17 protein-coding genes are annotated in these 18,199 nt (G+C 67.6%); 9 read left to right on the forward strand and 8 right to left on the reverse strand.

The genetic code is table 11. The features are described from left to right. Positions 1–93 precede the first annotated feature (93 nt). On the reverse strand, positions 94–741 hold the full coding sequence (locus M2390_RS08120) for a response regulator transcription factor (protein WP_030149156.1): 648 nt from the start codon (positions 739–741) through the stop codon (positions 94–96). Continuing rightward, a complete protein-coding gene (locus tag M2390_RS08125) occupies positions 738–1,919 on the reverse strand; it encodes a sensor histidine kinase (RefSeq protein ID WP_259177946.1) in 1,182 nt (393 codons plus the stop codon). The genes M2390_RS08120 and M2390_RS08125 overlap by 4 nt, the downstream gene beginning before the upstream one ends. 139 nt (positions 1,920–2,058) lie before the next feature. Between M2390_RS08125 and M2390_RS08130 the strand changes: the two genes are divergently transcribed. Continuing rightward, positions 2,059–3,201, forward strand: coding sequence for an ABC transporter permease (locus tag M2390_RS08130; RefSeq protein WP_259177947.1), 1,143 nt, complete (start codon positions 2,059–2,061; stop codon positions 3,199–3,201). A 36-nt stretch (positions 3,202–3,237) separates the two neighbouring features. Beyond that, positions 3,238–3,951: an ABC transporter ATP-binding protein gene (locus tag M2390_RS08135; protein ID WP_259177948.1), complete on the forward strand. Its 714-nt coding sequence runs from the start codon at positions 3,238–3,240 to the stop codon at positions 3,949–3,951. Here M2390_RS08135 and nrdI read toward each other — a convergent pair. Next, on the reverse strand, positions 3,902–5,326 hold the full coding sequence (gene nrdI, locus M2390_RS08140) for a class Ib ribonucleoside-diphosphate reductase assembly flavoprotein NrdI (RefSeq protein ID WP_259177949.1): 1,425 nt from the start codon (positions 5,324–5,326) through the stop codon (positions 3,902–3,904). The two genes, M2390_RS08135 and nrdI, sit on opposite strands and share 50 nt — an antisense overlap. A 245-nt stretch (positions 5,327–5,571) precedes the next feature. Here nrdI and M2390_RS08145 point away from each other — a divergent pair, with 245 nt between their 5' ends. Both M2390_RS08145 and M2390_RS08150 read left to right on the forward strand, forming a co-directional pair. Next, complete coding sequence (locus M2390_RS08145; RefSeq protein WP_259177950.1) at positions 5,572–6,135, forward strand: TetR/AcrR family transcriptional regulator; 564 nt, start codon at positions 5,572–5,574, stop codon at positions 6,133–6,135. A 56-nt stretch (positions 6,136–6,191) separates the two neighbouring features. Then, positions 6,192–6,878 (forward strand): RNase H family protein, encoded by a 687-nt coding sequence (locus M2390_RS08150; RefSeq protein ID WP_396822770.1) that lies wholly within the window; start codon positions 6,192–6,194, stop codon positions 6,876–6,878. Between the two features lie 68 nt (positions 6,879–6,946). On the opposite strand, the gene M2390_RS08155 is transcribed toward M2390_RS08150, so the two are convergent. The 3 genes from M2390_RS08155 to galT are packed head-to-tail and all read right to left on the reverse strand — an operon-like array spanning position 6,947 to position 10,124. Then, complete coding sequence (locus M2390_RS08155) at positions 6,947–7,762, reverse strand: dienelactone hydrolase family protein (RefSeq protein WP_259177951.1); 816 nt, start codon at positions 7,760–7,762, stop codon at positions 6,947–6,949. Positions 7,763–7,818: 56 nt separating this feature from the next. Next, the gene (galK, locus tag M2390_RS08160) at positions 7,819–8,988 is read right to left on the reverse strand and encodes a galactokinase (protein ID WP_259177952.1); all 1,170 of its coding nucleotides are present in this window, start codon (positions 8,986–8,988) and stop codon (positions 7,819–7,821) included. Then, positions 8,985–10,124, reverse strand: coding sequence for a galactose-1-phosphate uridylyltransferase (galT, locus tag M2390_RS08165; RefSeq protein ID WP_259177953.1), 1,140 nt, complete (start codon positions 10,122–10,124; stop codon positions 8,985–8,987). Before galT ends, galK begins: the two co-directional genes overlap by 4 nt. 121 nt (positions 10,125–10,245) lie before the next feature. Here galT and M2390_RS08170 point away from each other — a divergent pair, with 121 nt between their 5' ends. From M2390_RS08170 to M2390_RS08180, 3 genes are all read left to right on the forward strand, one after another. After that, a complete protein-coding gene (locus M2390_RS08170) occupies positions 10,246–11,064 on the forward strand; it encodes a DeoR/GlpR family DNA-binding transcription regulator (protein WP_310503971.1) in 819 nt (272 codons plus the stop codon). Next, the gene (gene galE / locus M2390_RS08175; RefSeq protein ID WP_259177954.1) at positions 11,061–12,020 is read left to right on the forward strand and encodes a UDP-glucose 4-epimerase GalE; all 960 of its coding nucleotides are present in this window, start codon (positions 11,061–11,063) and stop codon (positions 12,018–12,020) included. Before M2390_RS08170 ends, galE begins: the two co-directional genes overlap by 4 nt. A 205-nt stretch (positions 12,021–12,225) precedes the next feature. Then, complete coding sequence (locus M2390_RS08180; RefSeq protein ID WP_259177955.1) at positions 12,226–14,541, forward strand: DUF11 domain-containing protein; 2,316 nt, start codon at positions 12,226–12,228, stop codon at positions 14,539–14,541. A gap of 143 nt (positions 14,542–14,684) precedes the next feature. Here the strand turns inward: M2390_RS08180 and M2390_RS08185 are convergent, their stop codons facing one another. Both M2390_RS08185 and M2390_RS08190 read right to left on the reverse strand, forming a co-directional pair. After that, on the reverse strand, positions 14,685–15,455 hold the full coding sequence (locus M2390_RS08185) for an HNH endonuclease family protein (RefSeq protein ID WP_259177956.1): 771 nt from the start codon (positions 15,453–15,455) through the stop codon (positions 14,685–14,687). 91 nt (positions 15,456–15,546) lie between these two features. After that, a complete protein-coding gene (locus M2390_RS08190; protein WP_259177957.1) occupies positions 15,547–16,947 on the reverse strand; it encodes a PLP-dependent aminotransferase family protein in 1,401 nt (466 codons plus the stop codon). A 74-nt stretch (positions 16,948–17,021) separates the two neighbouring features. Between M2390_RS08190 and M2390_RS08195 the strand changes: the two genes are divergently transcribed. After that, positions 17,022–17,636, forward strand: a complete 615-nt coding sequence (locus M2390_RS08195; protein WP_259177958.1) for an SDR family oxidoreductase — start codon at positions 17,022–17,024, stop codon at positions 17,634–17,636. Positions 17,637–17,699: 63 nt separating this feature from the next. After that, complete coding sequence (locus M2390_RS08200) at positions 17,700–18,191, forward strand: carboxymuconolactone decarboxylase family protein (RefSeq protein ID WP_259177959.1); 492 nt, start codon at positions 17,700–17,702, stop codon at positions 18,189–18,191. Positions 18,192–18,199: the final 8 nt, after the last annotated feature.

Here is an 18,199-nt window from a genome sequence, read left to right on the forward strand (position 1 = left end):
CTGCTTTCGTTTCGGCCACATAGCAACCCATTGAACGGCGGTATCACCACGCTGTCAACAGCTGGGATGGGCCACAGTGAGACGAACCCGCGACTACGCGCGACGGATGAAGCCTCCGCGCTGGGCGGCGAGTACCGCCTGCTGGCGATTGTTCACGCCGAGCTTGCCGAAGATATGCGCCAGGTGAGACTTCACGGTCGTCTCGCTGATGTGCAGCTTCTTGCCGATTTCGCGGTTGACCAGACCCTCGGAGGCGAGGGTCAGGACCTCGATTTCGCGGGCGCTGAGTGCCTGCTGCGGTTCGCTGACGCGCGCCACCAGGCGTCCAGCCACCGCCGGGCCCAGGACCGTCTGGCCGAGGACCGCCTTGCGAATCGCGCTCAGCAGATCCTCGGGTGGGGCGTCCTTCAGGAGGTAGCCGGCCGCCCCGGCTTCGATGGCACCGAGGATGTCGGCATCGGAGTCGTAGTTGGTGAGGATCAGCACGCGCGGCGGATTCTCCCGGCGCATCAGCTCGCGGGTCGCATCGATCCCGGTGGGTCCGGTCCCAAAACTCAGGTCCAGTAGCACGAGGTCCGGTTCGAACCGGTTGACCACGGCCAGCACCTCGGGCACCGAGGCCGCCTCGGCGACCACCTCGATGTCCGCCGCAGTCCCCAGGACCGCGGCCAGGCCCGCGCGCACGATGGGATGGTCATCGGCCATCACGACCCGGATCGGTGTGCCCACTGCATAGTTCATGCTGCCTCCCGGGTAAATCTTACGGTGACAGTGGTGCCCTCGCCCGGAGCGCTTTCGATCACCAGCGATCCTCCCAGCTCGGCGATCCGGGACCGCATCGCGATCAGCCCAAACGACCCACCCGCGGTGCGCTCGACCAGTGCCTCCGGGTTAAATCCGCGGCCGTCGTCGACGACGTCGAGGATGGTTTCCCCATCCAGATAGCTCAGGCTGAGATCCGCACGGGTGGCATCGGCGTGCTGCACCACATTGGCCAGCGCGCTCTGGCCGATCCGCAGCAGACCGGTTTTAACCACGGTACTCAGCGGCTCGGGGGTCCCGTCGGTGTGGAATTCCACCGGGATACCCGCCTGCTGGGAGGCGTTCTCGGCCAGCCGGGACAGCGCCTCGGCCAGGCTGGCCCCGGTGATCGCCGGCGGGGCCAGCTCATCGATCAGCCCGCGGGTTTCGGCGAGCGCCAGGGCCGCCGCATCCCGCGCCCGCCGGACGTGTTCAATCGCGGTCTCCGGGGCCTGCTCGCTCGCCCGCTCGGCCGCATGCAGCAGCAGTTGGATGCTGGAGAGACCCTGGGCCACGGTGTCGTGGATGTCGCGGGCCAGGCGCTCGCGCTCGGCGAGTTTGCCCGCCTCTCGCTCGGTTTCGGCCAGGCGGACCCGGGTGGAAATCAGCTCGGCGATCAGCTCCTCGCGGCGCAGGGCCACCCGCTGAAGTTCGCGATACCCCAGCCCGATTGCGACGGCGATCACCGCACCGATCAGCGGTCCGAGGATCCCCGGCACCGAAAACCCGCCGTGCAGTCCGATCGCGATGATCGACACCGCGCTCACCACCGCCACGCTCAGCAGCGCGGGGGTGCGATCCAGCAGCGCCAGATAGAGGAAAAACAGCGGAAAGGACAGGTAGGCGGCGTCCTGACTGACCAGGATCATCGCGATCCACAGCAGGGTCAGTCCGCCGAGCCACAGCCCGATTCTGCCGCGCGACTGATCCCCCTTTCCCCACCAGGCACCCAGCAGGTACCAGACCAGGAAGACGGCGGCGAGGATCGCGGCGATCACGGGTTCGGGACCCGAGCGGAATCCGGCGCGGATCATCACAAACAGGGCCAGCGACACAAAGAGCAGGTGCAGACCGGTGCGCAGTCCCGCGGACACCGGTCCGTCGGCGGAACGGATCATAACCCTCAGCCTAATCCGCGGGGGCACCGGCGGGTATCCCTCAAAAGGTGGAGCGGATAATCATCACTTTGCGCCCCGACCCGACCACCTAGCCGATGACGGATAAGCCGCCGGAAACCAGACTCGAAGTGTCCCCATTATGGACGCCCGTGTGGCCCACACGGTGCCGGTTCCCCGGAAGGTTCTCATGTTTGTTGCCTGGCGTGAAATTCGCTTTGCTCGCGGTCGCTTTGTGCTGATCGCCTCGGTTGTTGCCCTCATCACCATCCTGGTGGGATTTTTGACCGGGCTGACCGCCGGGCTCGCCGGCCAAAACGTCTCGGCCGTGCTCGGCCTCGGGGCCGACCGCATCGTCTTCTCGGCCCCCGCCCACGGCGAGAAGGATCCGAGCTTCGGCGACTCCTCGATCACCGCCGCCGAGGCTACCGCCTGGACCGATGCCGCCGGGGTGACCAACGCCGCCCCGCTGGGCATCAGCCAGACCCGGCTGAGCGCCGGAGAAAAACGCGCCCCGGCGGCGCTGTTCGGAATCAATCCCTCCGCGGCGGGCTCACACTTCCTCCCCGCAGGAACCCCGATGCCCCAGCCGGGCACCGTGGTCCTGGGTGAGGGAACCGCGCAAACACTCGGTGTGCACGTGGGCGATACGGTGAGCGCCTTCGGGGAGGACCTTCGTGTTTCCACGCTGATCCCCGACACCTGGTATGCGCACTCCTCGGTGGCCTGGGTCACCCTGCCCAACTGGCAGTCCATCATGAGCGCCGGCGGTCAGCCCGCCTGGGCGAGCGTGCTCGCGGTCTCGCTGGACTCCTCGGCCCAGCCCGATTCGATCGATTCGGCGACCCACACCGTCTCTCGGGCACCGATCCCCGCACTGCTCTCGATCGAATCGTTCCGCTCGGAGATCGGCTCGCTGCTGCTGATCGTGGCGATGTTGTTCGGGATCTCCGCCCTGGTGATCGGCGCGTTCTTCACGGTCTGGACGATCCAGCGTGGACCGGATATCGCGGTCCTCAAGGCCCTCGGTGCCCGCACCGGAAGGCTCGTGCGAGACACCCTCGGGCAGGCCCTGGTGGTCCTGGTCGCCGGGGTGGGGGTCGGGATGCTGGTGACCGTGGGCCTCGGCAGCCTCGCGGGGAACGCGGTCCCGTTTGTGCTCAGCCCGCTCACCATCGGTCTCCCCGCGCTGGGGTTGATCGCGCTGGGTCTGATCGGCGGAGCGTTTGCCCTCCGCCCGGTGCTGCGCAGCGATCCGCTGGCCGCGCTCGGTGCCGCCCGGTAACCGCCCCTCCTCTCCACTCCCGACTAAGGACTCCTCATGATTGAACTGCGCAACGTTATGCTGACCTTCCCCGATGGTGACCGCAGAATCACCGCCGTGGATAACGCCTCCCTCTCGGTCACACCGGGCACAATCACCGCGGTGACCGGTGCCTCGGGATCGGGTAAATCGAGCCTGCTCGCGGTGGCCTCGGCGCTGATCACCCCCGACTCGGGTGGGGTGCGTGTGGCCGGCATCGACCTGGCCGGCCTCACCCGTGCCGAGGCCACGGCGGTGCGCCGCGAACACATCGGCATTGTTTTCCAGCAGTCGAACCTGCTGCCCGCGCTCAGCGCGCTGGACCAGCTCGCTGTGATGAACGAGCTCGACGGTCACAGTCGTGCCGCCCGAGCCGCAACCCGCGAACGTGCGCGTGACCTGCTGGCGCGGGTCGGGCTGGCCGGGCACGAAGACAAGCGACCGCACCAGCTCTCCGGCGGGCAGCGACAGCGGGTCAACATTGCCCGGGCCCTGATGAATGAGCCCGGGGTGCTGATCGTGGACGAACCGACCAGCGCGCTGGATCACGCCCGCGGAATGGAGATCATCACGCTGATCCTGGAACTCACCCGGGATCGCGGCACCTCAACCCTGCTGGTCACCCATGATCTCTCACACCTGGACAGGATGGATCAGGTGCTGGTCATGTCCGACGGGGTGCTCAGTACCCTCGATCCTGCCGCAGCGAACGCCGCGTTGGCGCGGGGCTAGCGCTCAGGACCCCCGAGTCCTCGGCCATCGCCAGACGCCGGGCACGGCGCTGCGGTGCGGGCATCGGTTCGGAAATCCGCGCCACGGCTTCACGGACCGGGGTGACCGGGACCGGAGGATCCGCCGGAGCGGAGAGCGTGGTGAGGGTCGGCATCGGCGTCACGACGGTGCCGGCGATCGCGGGCGGTGGGACCATCCGGGCGCGAGCGCGTCGGGTTTCGGCGCGCGGAGTCCCCGTGCCTGCGATGGGAGCGGGCGGAGCGAGGGCCGGCGGAAAATCGGGTGCGGGCACGGACGCTGGAGACAGCGCCGGTGTTGAAGCCAGCGCCGGTGTTGAGGCCAGCTCCGACGCCGGTGCCGAGGGCGTTGCACTAATCGAGCTCGGGGTCGGTACCGAGGCCGCGGTGAGTGCCGCAGTTGGTGCCGGACCCGGAGCATCGAGGGGTGCCGGGGCCGGTATCTCGATCGGTGCCGTGGCGCGGCGTGCGGCCCGGCGCGGAGAATCGGTCACGGGGGCGGGAGCCTGCACCGCGGGGTTCGAGACCGGCACTGCGGGGTTTGAGATCGGCACTGCATCGTTAGTGACCGACACTGCGGGGTTTGAAACCGGCACTTCGGGGTTCGAGACCGGCACTGCGGCGTTCGAGGTCTGAACCGTCGCCTCCTCGCGCCAGTGCGCACTCGGCGACAAAGCGGCGGAAGTCTCGGCGACAATCGATGTCGGCCCGGTACGAATGCGTGAACGACGAAGCGGCGGTGCCTGCGCCGGCATGACGGCGGAGACCACAGGCGAGACGGAGGAGCCCGCCGTCGAGACGGCGGAGACCGTCGGCGAAACAGCGTCCGCCGCGGCGACTACCACCGGCTCACGCACAGGCTCGGCGGCCGTGCGAGGCACCACGATGGGGATCGCCAGGGTGTGTGGTGCGGCGGCAACCGGAGTCCTGGCCAGCACTGCCGGCTCGCTCAGCCGTGCCGACGCCCCCAGGACCCGCGTCAGCGCGGTCAGAATGCGTTCACGATCCTGATCGGTTCCGTTGCCGTCCACCCGATACAGCTCGGGCACGCCATACTGGTCGGCGATCAGTCGACTCGCCAGGCAAAAGGCAAATCCAAAGTTGCGGTGCCCGGCACCAATCACCCCGCGCAACCGCGCTCGGTTATCGGCTCGGGCAAGGAACTGCCGGACCGGTCGCGGCACGGCCGCGTAGTCGGCACCGCCACCATAGGTGGGGGTCATCAGAACAAACGGCTCGGTGATCCGGCTCGGTGTGCGATGTTCGGCATCACCGATCCGCATCGCCTCGATCCCCAAACTCTGCACGAAACGGTGGGTATTACCGGAGTCTCCGGAGAAATACACCAGTTGGACCATCGGCTCACCACCCTCACATCAATTGATCGCCCTTGTCGAGGCGGGGCGCAGGGCCCGACGTCCGAGCTTCGCGGCATCCCACCACTCACCAGTTTGACAACCCGGTGCCCATCGCATCCGGGGATTGACGGTTTTGGTATGCCGTACACGGCGAATCTCCAGCTTTTTGACCACTGGTAAACACCCCAGAAATGAGGACGCCATGCTCGGCGTGTATCGCCGAAGGGCCGATTATGCTTGCGAATATGACGACCACAGCCCCGAGCACTCGGGACCGTATTCTGGACACAGCGCTACGTGTTTTCGCAAAAACCGGCTACTACGGCACCTCACTCCGCGATATTGCGGCCGAGTGCAACCTGACCCATCCGGCCCTCCTGTACCACTTCGGCAATAAGGCCGATCTCCTGGCCGCCGTGCTCGAACGCCGGGACACGCTGGATCTTGAACGGATGCAGTTTGCCGACATCACCGCGGACAATGCGGACCAGATGCTCGTTGATCTCGTTCTGCATAACGTCAGCGTTCCCGGCCTGGCACAGCTGCACACTCAGCTCGCCGCCGAGGCAACCGATCCCGAACATCCGGCACATGCCTGGGTGGTCAACCGCTACCGGGCCCTACACGAACGGTCCAAGCAGGCATTCATCGGGCGCGGGATGTCCGAGGAACAGGTGGATGCGGAGGTCACCCTGATGATCGCGATGATCGACGGGCTCCAGGTGCAGTGGCTGCTGGATCCCGAGCGGGTGGACATGGCCGCGCTGATTACCCACTACCTGGCCCGGCTCGCCGACCGCGCACACTAAACCTGCGAAACTGGAAGCCGACGGATGCCAACATCCATCAGCAGGGAGCACTTCGCATGACCATCACCGCCGCAGCCGACGGATCCGCACTGGGTAACCCCGGACCAGCCGGATGGGCCTGGTTTGTGAACGAGAACTGCTGGGCCGCCGGCGGGTGGCCGCATGCCACCAACAATCAGGGTGAGCTTCAGGCGGTGCTGGAACTCTTCCGCGCCACCGCGCACCTGGATGAGGACCTGCTGATTCTCTGCGACAGCCAGTACGTCATCAACTCGGTGACCAAGTGGATGCCGGGCTGGAAGCGCAAGGGCTGGCGCAAGGCCGACGGTAAGCCGGTGCTGAACGTGGAGATTCTCCAGCAGATCGACGAGGCGTTGCAGGGGCGACGCTACCGTTTCGAGTGGGTCAAGGGTCACGCCAACCACCCGCTGAACGAGGCCGCCGATGAGCGTGCCCGGGCGGTGTCCACCGCGTATCAAAACCGGACGGCGATCCCCAGCGGTCCGGGCTGGACCGGGGCCGGCAGCGCCGACGGTGCCACCGAAGCACCGCGCAAGGCCGAGGCTCCCCGGGTACCCGCCTTCACCGAGGAGCCCGCCCAGCCGGGGCTGTTTGACTGGGCGGAGGAACCGGCCACGGTTTCGCTCACCCTGAACCTGGATGCCGACACCCACGCGCGCCTTCTGTCGCGCGCCCGCGCCGAGCGCCTGAGCCCCGAGGCGCTGATTCGTTCGCTGCTCTAACCGTTCCCCGCGGGAAACGCGGGGTGCTCGCACGGGAAGGTGAGTCTGGGCCCTGCCGCGCGTCTGGGCTAGGCCGCAGGGATCCCGAGGCGCTCGCGCAGGAACGCCACCGTGCGCGCCCGCGCCTCGGCGGCGGGATGCCCGGGCCGCTCGCGAACCTCGCCGGTCAGGACCGAGTGGGCACCGCGGGAAAAGCCGCCGGGGTTTCCGGGCGAGGAATCCAGTTCGATGACCTCAAAGGCATCGCCCAGGGCCGCCGCAATCGTGGCGAAACGTTCGCGTGGGACCGTCTGGTCCTCGCTGAAGCGAAGTCCCAGGGCACACACGGACCCGGCCGCGGCCCGGGCGGCCACCCGGTCCAGCTCATCCGGGGACATCACCGGGTCGAGTTTTCTGGCGCGACCCAGCGGGAACGGTGCCGCGGGCTGGCTGACTACCGAGGCCAGCACGCTCTCCGAGGCCGCGGCGGCGAGCGCGAACCCGCCAGTGAAGCACATCCCGATCACCCCGACGCCCGGACCCGGCGTGCGCGCGGCCAGATCCGCGGCGAGGGCCCGCACGTAGTCGGCCACGGGCCGGTGCGCGCCGGTGGCAAACGCCCGAAACTCGGTCGAGACGCACACCTTGGCCACCGACTGCGCCAGGTAGCCGGGAGAAGCCGGACGGCCGGGATCCCCAAACAGTGAGGGGATGACCACGGTGAATCCGTTCTCCACCAGGTGGTCGGCAAACCCCATCACCTCGGGGGTCATGCCCGGGATCTCGGGCAGCAGGACGATTCCCGGCCCCGATCCCCGCTCGAAGACCTCATGGGTAATCTCGCCCGCGACGAAGGGGGCGCGGGTCCAGCCGGTCAGCCCGGCGATGGGGGCATGCTCGCTCATGAGGTCAGTGTATCCAGATCATCCACGAACACGCCCCGAATCCCGAGCGTCGTCCTCTAGCCCTCGCGGCCCGCACCGGGCCCCGGAACCACCGCGTAAATGTGCGGCGATGCCCATCCCGAACGTTCGAAGGCCGCGCTCACCGCGGTACTCACGGTCTCGGCCAGCGCGGTGGGTACCAGGGCGATGGCCGAGCCTCCGAATCCGCCCCCTGTCATCCGCGCGCCCAGTGCGCCGTGTGCCAGCGCGGTGTCCACGGCCTCGTCCAGCTCGGGGCTGGAGATCTCATAGTCGTCCCGCATCGAGACGTGGCTTGCGGTGAGCAGCGGGCCGATGTCCTCGAGTCTGCCCGCATCCAGCAGGGCCACCACGTCCTGAACCCGGGCGTTCTCGGTGACAACGTGCCGGACCCGACGCCGGGTTTCGGGATCAAGCAGGTGCGCGCGCTCGGCGAAGTCCTGGGCCGAGACCTCACGCAGCGAGGAAACCTCAAGCACCCGCTCGCCGAGGCGGCAGGAGGCCACCCGATCGCGATATCCCCCGCTCTCATGGGCGTGGGTCCCGCGGGTATCGATGACCAGCAGGACCAGGTCCCGGGCGGCCAGATCCAGGGGGACCTGTCGGGTGCTGCGGTCCAGGCAGTCAAGGAACAGTCCCGAACCCTCCGTGGCCAGCAGCGAGGCCGACTGGTCCAGGATCCCGGTGGGTGCGCCCACAAAATCGTTCTCGGCCTCGTGGCAGATCTGCACCAGTTCCGGGCGATCCAGCCCGGCACCGGCCAGATCGTTCACCGCAACGGCGATCGCGCACTCCACCGCCGCGGAGGAGGAGAGTCCGGCCCCGACCGGCACATCCGAGTGCAGCAGCACGTCGAGCCCGGGCACGGTAATTCCCCGCCGGGCGAACGCCCAGACGACCCCGGCCAGATAGCGCGCCCAGCCTCCGTCCCCGCTAAAGCCCGAGTCCTCCGCGGCCAGCTCATCCAGCCGCACGCGTACCGGGGCGGCACCCGCGAAGGTGCTCTCCAGCACGGCCTCGCCACTGTGGGTCACGCGCACCGCCACCCGGGCTCGGGCGGTGATCGCAAAGGGTAGGGCGAATCCGGCGTTGTAATCGGTGTGCTCACCGATTAGGTTTACCCGGCCCGGGGCACTCCAGATGCCGTCGGCATCGGCACCGAAGCGGTTCTGGAACTCGGCGTCCAGGGTGGTCGCGGCGGCACTCATGCGCGGGCTCCTTCGACATACGGGGTGGTGGCGCGCAGGCGGGCGGCGGTCTCCTCGGGAATCACATCACCGATGAACGCACCCATTGCGGCCTCCGATCCGGCCAGATACTTGAGCTTATCGGTGGCACGGCGCGGGGAGGTGATCTGCAGGTGCAGGCGCGCCTCGGCGCGGTCGGGATGGGTGGCCGGAGCCTGGAACCAGGCCGAAATATAGGGGGTGCGATCGCCGTACAGGGCGTCGATACCGCGCACCAGTCGCAGGTACATGTCGGCGAGCTCATCGCGTTCGCTGACGGTGAGCTCATCGAGGGTGCCCACATGACGGTTGGGATAGAGGTGAACCTCGATCGGCATCCGGGCCGAGAACGGCACAAACGCGGTGAAGTATTCACCCCGCTCAAGGACCCGCTCCCCGGAGGAAAGCTCAAAGTCCAGGATGTCCGCAAACAGGTTTCCGCCGGTACGTGCCCGATGTTCGGCCGCCTGGGCAAGCAGGATCCGGGTGGTCGGGGTCACAAACGGGTACGCATAGATCTGCCCGTGCGGGTGGTGCAGGGTCACGCCGATTTCGGCCCCGCGATTCTCGAACGCGAAGACCTGCTCGATCCCCTCCATCGCCCGGAGGTCGGCGGTGCGCTGAGCCCAGGCGGCCACGATGGTGCGCATCCGCTCGATGGACATATCACTCAGGGAGGCCTCGTGATTGGACCCAAACACGATCACCTCGCAGCGCCCGGTGGCCGGACGAACCGCCCCGAGTCCCGGGGTCAGGTCCACCGGTGCGGGTTCGGGCCCGAAGGAGGGGAACCGGTTTTCAAACACCGCGACGTCGTAGTCGGCGGCGGGAATCTCGGTGGCGTGGCCGGGACGGGTGGGACAGATCGGGCACAGGTCGGTCGGGGGCAGGTAGATCCGGGTCTGCCGATGGGCGGCGAAAGCAACCCAGTCTCCGCGCAGCGGGTCGTAGCGCATGGCCGAGCCCACGCTCTCGGTGTCCCCCGCGGGCGAGCCGGGACGCGGCGGAAGGTCCCGGGTGTCGGCGGGCGGGTCACTCAGCGTGTGTCCGGCATCGGCGAAGTAGATCAGCTCGCGCTCATCGGCGAGGGTTGTGCGGAGCAGGGCGACATCGGTCATGCGAAACACACCTTTCAGAATCGAACAAAACCGATCATATACACACATTCACACTTGGCTCAAGGGGATAATTCGGGCATAATGAACACGTTCGCACACATTCGCACGTTTGATGAGGCCCATGACCGAGATGCTTCCGCCCCAGCGGCACACGCTGATCCTTGAGCGCCTGCGCCGAGATGGCCAGGTTCGCGTCACCACCCTCGCGAGCGATCTGGCGGTCTCGGAAATGACCGTCCGGCGCGACCTGGGGATCCTCGCCGAACGCGGAGACCTGGTCAAAACGCACGGCGGCGCGACCCTCCCCGGCGGCACCACCAGCAGCGAACCCGGCTTTGCCCATAATCTCGGTGTGGCCGCCACCGAGAAGGAACAGATCGCGCGCCTGGCGGCCGAACGGGTACACCCGGGGATGTCGATCGCACTCAATGCTGGCACCACCACGCACACACTCGCCCGGCGCATCGCCCACGTTCCGGGCCTCACGGTGGTCACCAACTCCCCGCGCATCGCCGCGGTATTCGATGAGGGCGGCACCGGCCAGACGGTGATCCTCACCGGTGGTATCCGCACCCCCTCCGACGCCCTGGTTGGCCCCTACGCCGTCCACACGCTGCGCGCGCTGCGCGTGGACGTCTGCTTCCTCGGTGTCCACGGGGTTAGCCCCGAGGGAGGGCTCACCACCCCCAACCTGCTTGAGGCCGAAACCAACCGCGCGTTCATCGATGCCGGTGCCAGCGTGGTGGTGATCGCCGACCATCACAAGTGGGGAGTCACCGGGCTCTGCCAGATTGCCGAGCTGGGGGCCGCGGACGTGTTCCTCAGCGACGCGGGCCTGGCCGATGCCGCACGCGTTCGGCTGGCCGAATCCATTGACAGCGTAATCCGGGCGGGCGAGCACCCCGATGCCGCCGCCACTCAGACAGGAGAAAACGAATGACCTGGTTAGTCACCGGCGGCGCCGGCTACATCGGTGCCCACGTGGTGCGGGCCCTCCGCTCGGCGGGCCTCACCCCCGTCATCTACGACAACCTGGTGACCGGGCTGCCCGAGTTCATCCCCGCCGGGGTCGCCTTCGAGCGCGGCGACATCCTGGATCGCGATGCCCTGCGCGCCGCGATGGTCACCCATCGGGTCACCGGGGTGATCCATGTGGCCGGCTATAAGTTTGCCGGGGTCTCGGTTGAGCGTCCGCTTCACACCTACGCCCAGAACGTCACCGGGACCGCGACGGTCCTGGAGGTCATGGCCGAACTGGGGATCTCCCGGATCGTGTTCTCCTCCAGCGCCGCGGTCTACGGCACCCCTCACACGGATCTGGTCACCGAGGCCACCGCCACCGCCCCCGAGTCACCGTACGGGGAGTCCAAGTTGATCGGCGAGTGGCTGCTGCGCGATCAGGGCGTGGCCGCGGACCTGCGCCATGTGAGCCTGCGCTACTTCAACGTGGTGGGATCCGGGGAGCCCGGGCTCTGGGACGCCAGCCCGCACAACCTGTTCCCGCTGGTGATCGCCGCCCTGCGAGCGGGCAAGACGCCGCGCATCAACGGCATCGACTACAACACCCCCGACGGCACCTGCGTGCGCGACTACGTGCACGTAGCCGACCTGGCCCACTCCCATGTGGCCGCCGCGCGAGCCCTGGATGCGGGCACACCGCTGGCCCCGGTCTACAACCTGGGCAGCGGCGACGGTGCCTCGGTCCGGCAGATCATGGACGAAATGGCCCGGGTCACCGGTATTGCCTTTGACCCGATCATTGGACCGCGACGGGCGGGAGATCCCGACCGCATCGTGGCCGACGGATCGGCCGCCGCCCGAGATCTGGAGTGGGAGATGCGCCACTCACTCGCCGACATGGTGTCCAGCGCCTGGCAGGCCGGGACACCTAGCTAACAGGTGCACTGAATCCGTGTGTGGGGCCCACACACGGATTTTTTGCGCCCATCGGACATCGCCTCACCGGTTGCGCGACAGCTTCCCCCAAACCCGATCCAACCCGACCAGGCTGGATCGGTTAGTACACATAAAGGGGATGATCGTGGAACATACATCGGAAAGGCGGGCCGACAAACACCCGCAACGCACAGCATCGCACCGGGTGCGACGCACACTCGCTGCCGCCGCTACACTCGCACTCGGTGCGGGCGTCCTGGTCCTGGGGGCCAGCCCCGCACAGGCAGAACAAAACGAACAGTACGCGTATGCCGCGACACCCGGTTCGACAACCAACAGGCCGCACGAGTGGTACGTCTACGTCAAGGCCGGTGAGCAGCTGCGGGTACAGGCCGGCATGCACAAGCCCGACTCCACCGAGAGCTGGGACCGTGATGGTCAGCGCGCGTTCTACACGATCACCGATCCCTCGGGAAACCTTGTGGATACCAACGACAACGGCTACCCGGAAAACACCCCGGCCGCCGGTGGGCGCGAGGCCGGCATTTCGATGCTGGACCCCGATGACAAGCAGCCCGCGATCATCACCGCCACCGCCGCCACCGAGGGCGTCTACCGGGTGGCCATTCGAAACTTCTGGAAGGACGCTCGAGTGGGCTCCTTCCCCTGGAAAATCGCGGTCTCCCAGAACGGTGTGGAACACAGCGGACGAGTGTGGACCAGCCGCTACCAGCTGATCGAAAACTGGCCTCCCGGCCCGCCGATCCTCAACCACCCGGCCCGTCACGGTCTGGACCTCGACTACTGGTTCGTCTCGGACCTGGGCTATAAGTACAAGCTCGCCCTGAACGGATACGTCGGCTGGACCTCCTCGATCGAGGCAAGCCTGCTGGGTAACACCGACGATCAGTGCGTCTCGCTCTACCGCTCGGTGGTGGACACCGAAGCCAGCAAGACCACCTGTGATGACCTGTACAAGCTGTTCTTCGAGGCCCCCGCAGCGGATCTGCCCGCAACCGCGAAGATCGCCACGGCCAACGCCAGCAACGCGGCACCCACCGGAACCAGCAAAACCATTCCGCTGGCACCCACCCCGGTTGAGCCGAAGCTGACCATCGACGGCTTCACCTCCGCCGGAAACGCCGCAGCTCCCAAGGCGGGCACGTTCACCTACACCCTCAAGGACTTCGCCGGAAACTACACCATCAAGGTGGATACCGACGGCGATGGCAACTACGACGGTCCCGCGGACATTCTGGTCAACCGTTCGGCCCTGAGTGGGCAGAGCGACTTCACCTTCGATTTCGACGGCCTGGACAAGAGCGGCGCGGTGATCCCCGAGGGCACCACCATCGCCGCCAAGATCGTGGTCTCCCAGTACCCCGAACTCCACTTCGTGTTTGGTGATGTGGAGCAGCTCCAGGGCGGCATGACCCTGACCCGTCTGAACGGTGCCACCGGACCCCTCGAGGACCGGATGTACTGGAACGACGTGGACAAGGACGGCAACGCCCTGGGTGCACAGACCTGTAGCGCCACCGCTCCCAAGCTGGGCGATCCGGCCAACCCGGCCGTCAACTACGACCCCAACGATCCGCTGGTGGGTGCCCCGCTCAGCCAGGGTGGACAGCGCTTCTGGGACACCCCGAGCCAGACCTGCCGCAACAACAACACCGCGGATCTGGGCTCCTACGGCAACAATAAGCTGCTGGACACCTGGACCCACGCGAACGTGCAGATCGAATCCATCGCCAAGGTTGTTGGACACTCGCTGCAGATCAACAAGAGCGCCGATGTGGCCAGCGCAACCCAGGGTGACACCGTCACCTACACGCTGACGATGACCAACAACGGCGATGCGCCGGCCAGTGCCGCCACCGGAAACCCGGCCGCCCTGGTGGATGACCTGACCCAGGTTCTCGCCCAGGCAACCATCGACCCGGCCTCGCTCGCCGCGAGCATCAGCGGGACGGCCACCACCGCCCCGACGCTCTCGGGTACCGAGCTGCGCTGGTCCGGCGATCTCGCCCCGGGGGCCACCGTGACGGTGACCTACACGGCCACCATCACCGGCACCACCGCCGCCACCGTGAACAACTTCGCCACCGCGCTGCGTGAGGCAAACGGTCCCGCCCTGAGCGGAGCCGACTGCACCGCGCAGGGCGCGGCGGTGAGCTTCAACTGTGCCGAGGCACAGGTCTCGGTGGACGCCGTGACGCCCACGCCGACCCCGACTCCGTCGGTCACCCCGGACCCCACCACGACTCCGGACCCGACGGTGACCCCGGACCCGACCGTGACTCCGGATCCCACCGGCACGCCGGACCCGACCGCGACCGCGACCGCCGTTCCGACCGTGATTCCGGCGCCCACCGCCACCGCGAGTGCGGACCCGGCCGATCCGACCGACCCGCTGGCTAGCACGGGTGCCGAGGCTGCACTCCCGATCGGGATTGCCGCCCTGGTTCTGGCCCTCACCGGATTCGTGCTCGCCCGTCGCGCACGCCGCACCGAGGCCTAAACCCCGGAGCCTAACCCCCGGAGCCTGGTTCACGAAGCCGGGCACACCGAGCCGGAGCCTCAAGACCTAGGTCTTGAGGCCCCGCGTCTCACGCACCGCGCCCCCTCACTTTCGGTGAGGGGGCGCGGTGCGTTGCGCTGAGACTAGCCGACCAGGGGCGAGCGTGCGGCCTGCTGATCCGGGCAGGACGCCAGAATCTCGCCGATACGATCGTGCTCCGCCTGGGTCATCCACAGCCCGTAGGCTGCCTTAACCGAAACCTGTCGGGCAACATACCCGCACCAGGAGGCTCGGCTCGGCGGCAGCCAGGTGGCCGCGTCGCCATCACCCTTCTTGGTGTTGGTGGGGCCGTCCACGGCAAGCAGGTTGATCGGATCGTTGGCCAGCTCCCGACGACGCTCATCGGTGAGGCCCTGCGCTCCGGTTTGCCAGGCGTTTTTCAGCGCAACCACGTGATCGATCTGGACCGCCTGCGAGGTCTTTTCCCCGCGCTCAAAGGCGATCCGGTTGCCGGTATAGGGATCGTCCAGGATGCCGGTCAACACTCGGCAGCCGCCACGGGTGGTCACCTCGGTGAGGTCGCGGGCGAGAATATCGTTACGGGTGTCACACCCGTTTTTCTCCACGTCAAACCAGGCGGTTCCGAACCGGGCGACCCGGTCATATCCGGTTCCGGGGGCGCGGCCGCGGACCGGGATGGTGGCCAAAACATCGCGGGCGTTACCCGCCGACTCGAAGCCGGCCGGGAATGCGTCGGCTGACCCGACCCCCGACGCCACGGTACCGGGGGTGGGATACGGCTGCGCCTCGGTCTCCCCGAGCGAGAGCGCCCCCACAATCAGGGCCGCGATCAGTGCCGGAATCGACAGCAGTGCGGCGGTTTTGGGACTGGGGCGACGACGACGCGGAGACACAAAAATCCTCTGGTGATGGGGTGGATGAGGCCGGAATGCGACCCACCCCCATCAGACCATGAGCCACCGACCCCGGGACTCGCACACTCCGCTAGGGGATGATTCGGCAGAGCTCCGCCAGCGCCGATTCCCAGACCGCGTCGGAAACCGCCGAGAAGTTCACCACCAGTCCCTCCCGTGCCCGCGTATCGTCCCCGGCCGAAACCTGTCGAAACTCGGAGAGCCCGCTGACCATCACACCCCGCTCGCGCGCCACGTGCAGGACCCGCCGCTCGGTCCCCGCAGGCAGTTCAAGGACCGCCTGAAGACCCGCGGCCACCCCGCTGACCCGGACGTCCGCGCCGCTCCGGGTCAGCGCATCCACCAGCTGATCACGACGACGACGGTAGCTCTGCCGCCGCATTCGAACGTGACGATCACAGGCACCCGAGGTGATGAACTCGGCCAGGGTCAGCTGCTCCAATGCGCTCACGGTTTCCATCGGCCCCCGGGCACTCAGCACGGCGGGCATCAGCCGTTCGGGCACCACCATCCAGGCAATCCGCAGCGCCGGGGCCAGCGATTTGCTTGCGGTCCCGAAGTACACCACCCGTTCGGGATCCAGCCCCTGAAGCGCACCCACCGGACGGCGGTCATAGCGGAATTCTCCGTCGTAGTCGTCCTCGAGGATCACGGCGTCCGCCCCACGCGCCCAGGCGATCGCCGCACTGCGCCGCTCCGGGGAGAGCACCACCCCGGAGGGAAACTGATGGGCGGGCGTGAGCAGCACCGCCGCCGGAGGATTCGGACCCGCCAGATCCTCGATTCGGGCACCCGCGTCATCCACCGCCAGCGAGGTCGGTGCCAGACCCGCATCCGCCAGCACCCGCCGATACAGCCCCAGCCCGTATGCCTCGGCGGCAACCGTGTGCGCCCCGCGGGTGTGGAGGGCGCGCGCCATCAGTCCCAGACCGTCGGCGAAGCCCGCGGTGATGACGATCCGTTCCGGGTCGGCACGCACCCCACGTACTCGACCCAGGTAGTCGGCGAGCGCGCGACGAAGTTCCGGTCGGCCCTGCGGATCACCGTAGCCAAACGCCGAATGGGGGGCCACGGCCAGCGCGCGGCGTGCGGCCGAGAGCCATGCCGACCGGGGAAACTCGGCAAAGTTCGCGGCTCCGGGCACCAGCGTGGCCGCGGGAATCGAGCGGGGTTCGGGATGGATCGGTGCCGGCGTCGACGCGGGGGCATCGGGGCGGGCTGCGACGCGGGTTCCCGATCCCTGCCGGGCGATCAGCCAGCCCTCGGCGATCAGCTCCGCATAGCACTCGGTCACGCTACTGCGGGCGATGCCCAGATCCAGGGCCAACGCGCGCGAGGCGGGCAGCCGGGTCCCCGGGCTCAATCGGCCGGTCGCGATCGCTTCCCGCAGCGCCGACGCCAGACCCGCCCGAATTCCCGTTCCGGCAACGTCCAGATGAAGATCCACCCCGGCGCGGCCCGGCAGAGTCATCTCAAAATTGGTCTGGTTTTCTCCCATACAAGTGGATCTTACGCCCAAACCAACCCGGTCGTACGCTCAAAACTATGAACACCACCATTTCCGCCGATGCCCCCGCGTCCCGCATTTTTCTTGCCGGTGCCACCGGGGTGATTGGAACCCGATTGATTCCGCTCCTGGTTGAGGCCGGCTTCACCGTCGGGGCACTGACGCGCAGCGCAGAAAAGGCCGCGCACGTCACCGCGCTGGGTGCCGAACCCCTCCGCGGCGATGTCTACGATCGCGCCGACCTGAGCGATACGGTCCTCCGCTTCGGACCCGATATTGTCCTCAACCAACTCACCGATCTCCCCGACACCGTCGGGGAGATCGCCGCCCGGCCCGGACTCAATGCCCGCATCCGTACCGAGGGTAATCGCAACCTGTTGGCCGCCGCCCAGCGGGCCGGGGCCACACGCTTTCTGGCCCAGTCGGTTGCCTGGCCGCTGACACCCGGAACCGACGCGGACGCGATCGCCGAGCTGGAGGAATCGGTGCTCGCCGTGAACGGTGTGGTGCTGCGCTATGGGCAGTTTTATGGTCCCGGGACGTTTTACCCGGACACCCTACCCACCGGCCCACGTATCCAGATTGACGAGGCGGCTCGACGGACCGTTGCGGCCCTGGGCGCCCCCTCGGGAGTCCTCACCATTCTCGACTAGCCCCGGACCGCGGCGAGACCAACGAATCCCCCATCCATCCATCCATCCAGAACAGGACACACCATGAGCACAACCACAACCCTGCTGAACGAACACACCCCGCGCACCGACTGGAGCGCCCATGCCCCCGAGATTTTCAGGGCGCTGGTTCGCCTGGACTCGGTTGCCGGAGGCAATCTGGAACCCGCGCTGGTGAACCTGGTGAAGATCCGAGCCTCACAGCTCAACCACTGCGCATTCTGCCTCGATATGCACTCCAAGGACGCCCTGGCGGCCGGTGACAGCGTCGAACGCCTCATCCAGCTCACCGCCTGGGAGGAATCGCGCCACTTCTACACCGCCCGCGAGGTGGCCGCGATCGAGCTGACCGAGGCGGTCACGGTGATCACCAACGGATTTGTCCCCGATGCCGTCTACGCTCGCGCGGCGGCGGTCTTTGACGAGACCGAGCTGGTGCATCTCATCGGTGTCATCGTGGCCATCAACGCCTTCAACCGATTCGGGGTGGCTACCCGGATGGTCCCGGGCCACTACGTCCCCGGCGCCGCACACTAGGCGGTACC

Source organism: Mycetocola sp. BIGb0189, assembly GCF_024810155.1.
Taxonomy (GTDB): Bacteria; Actinomycetota; Actinomycetes; order Actinomycetales; family Microbacteriaceae; genus Mycetocola; species Mycetocola lacteus.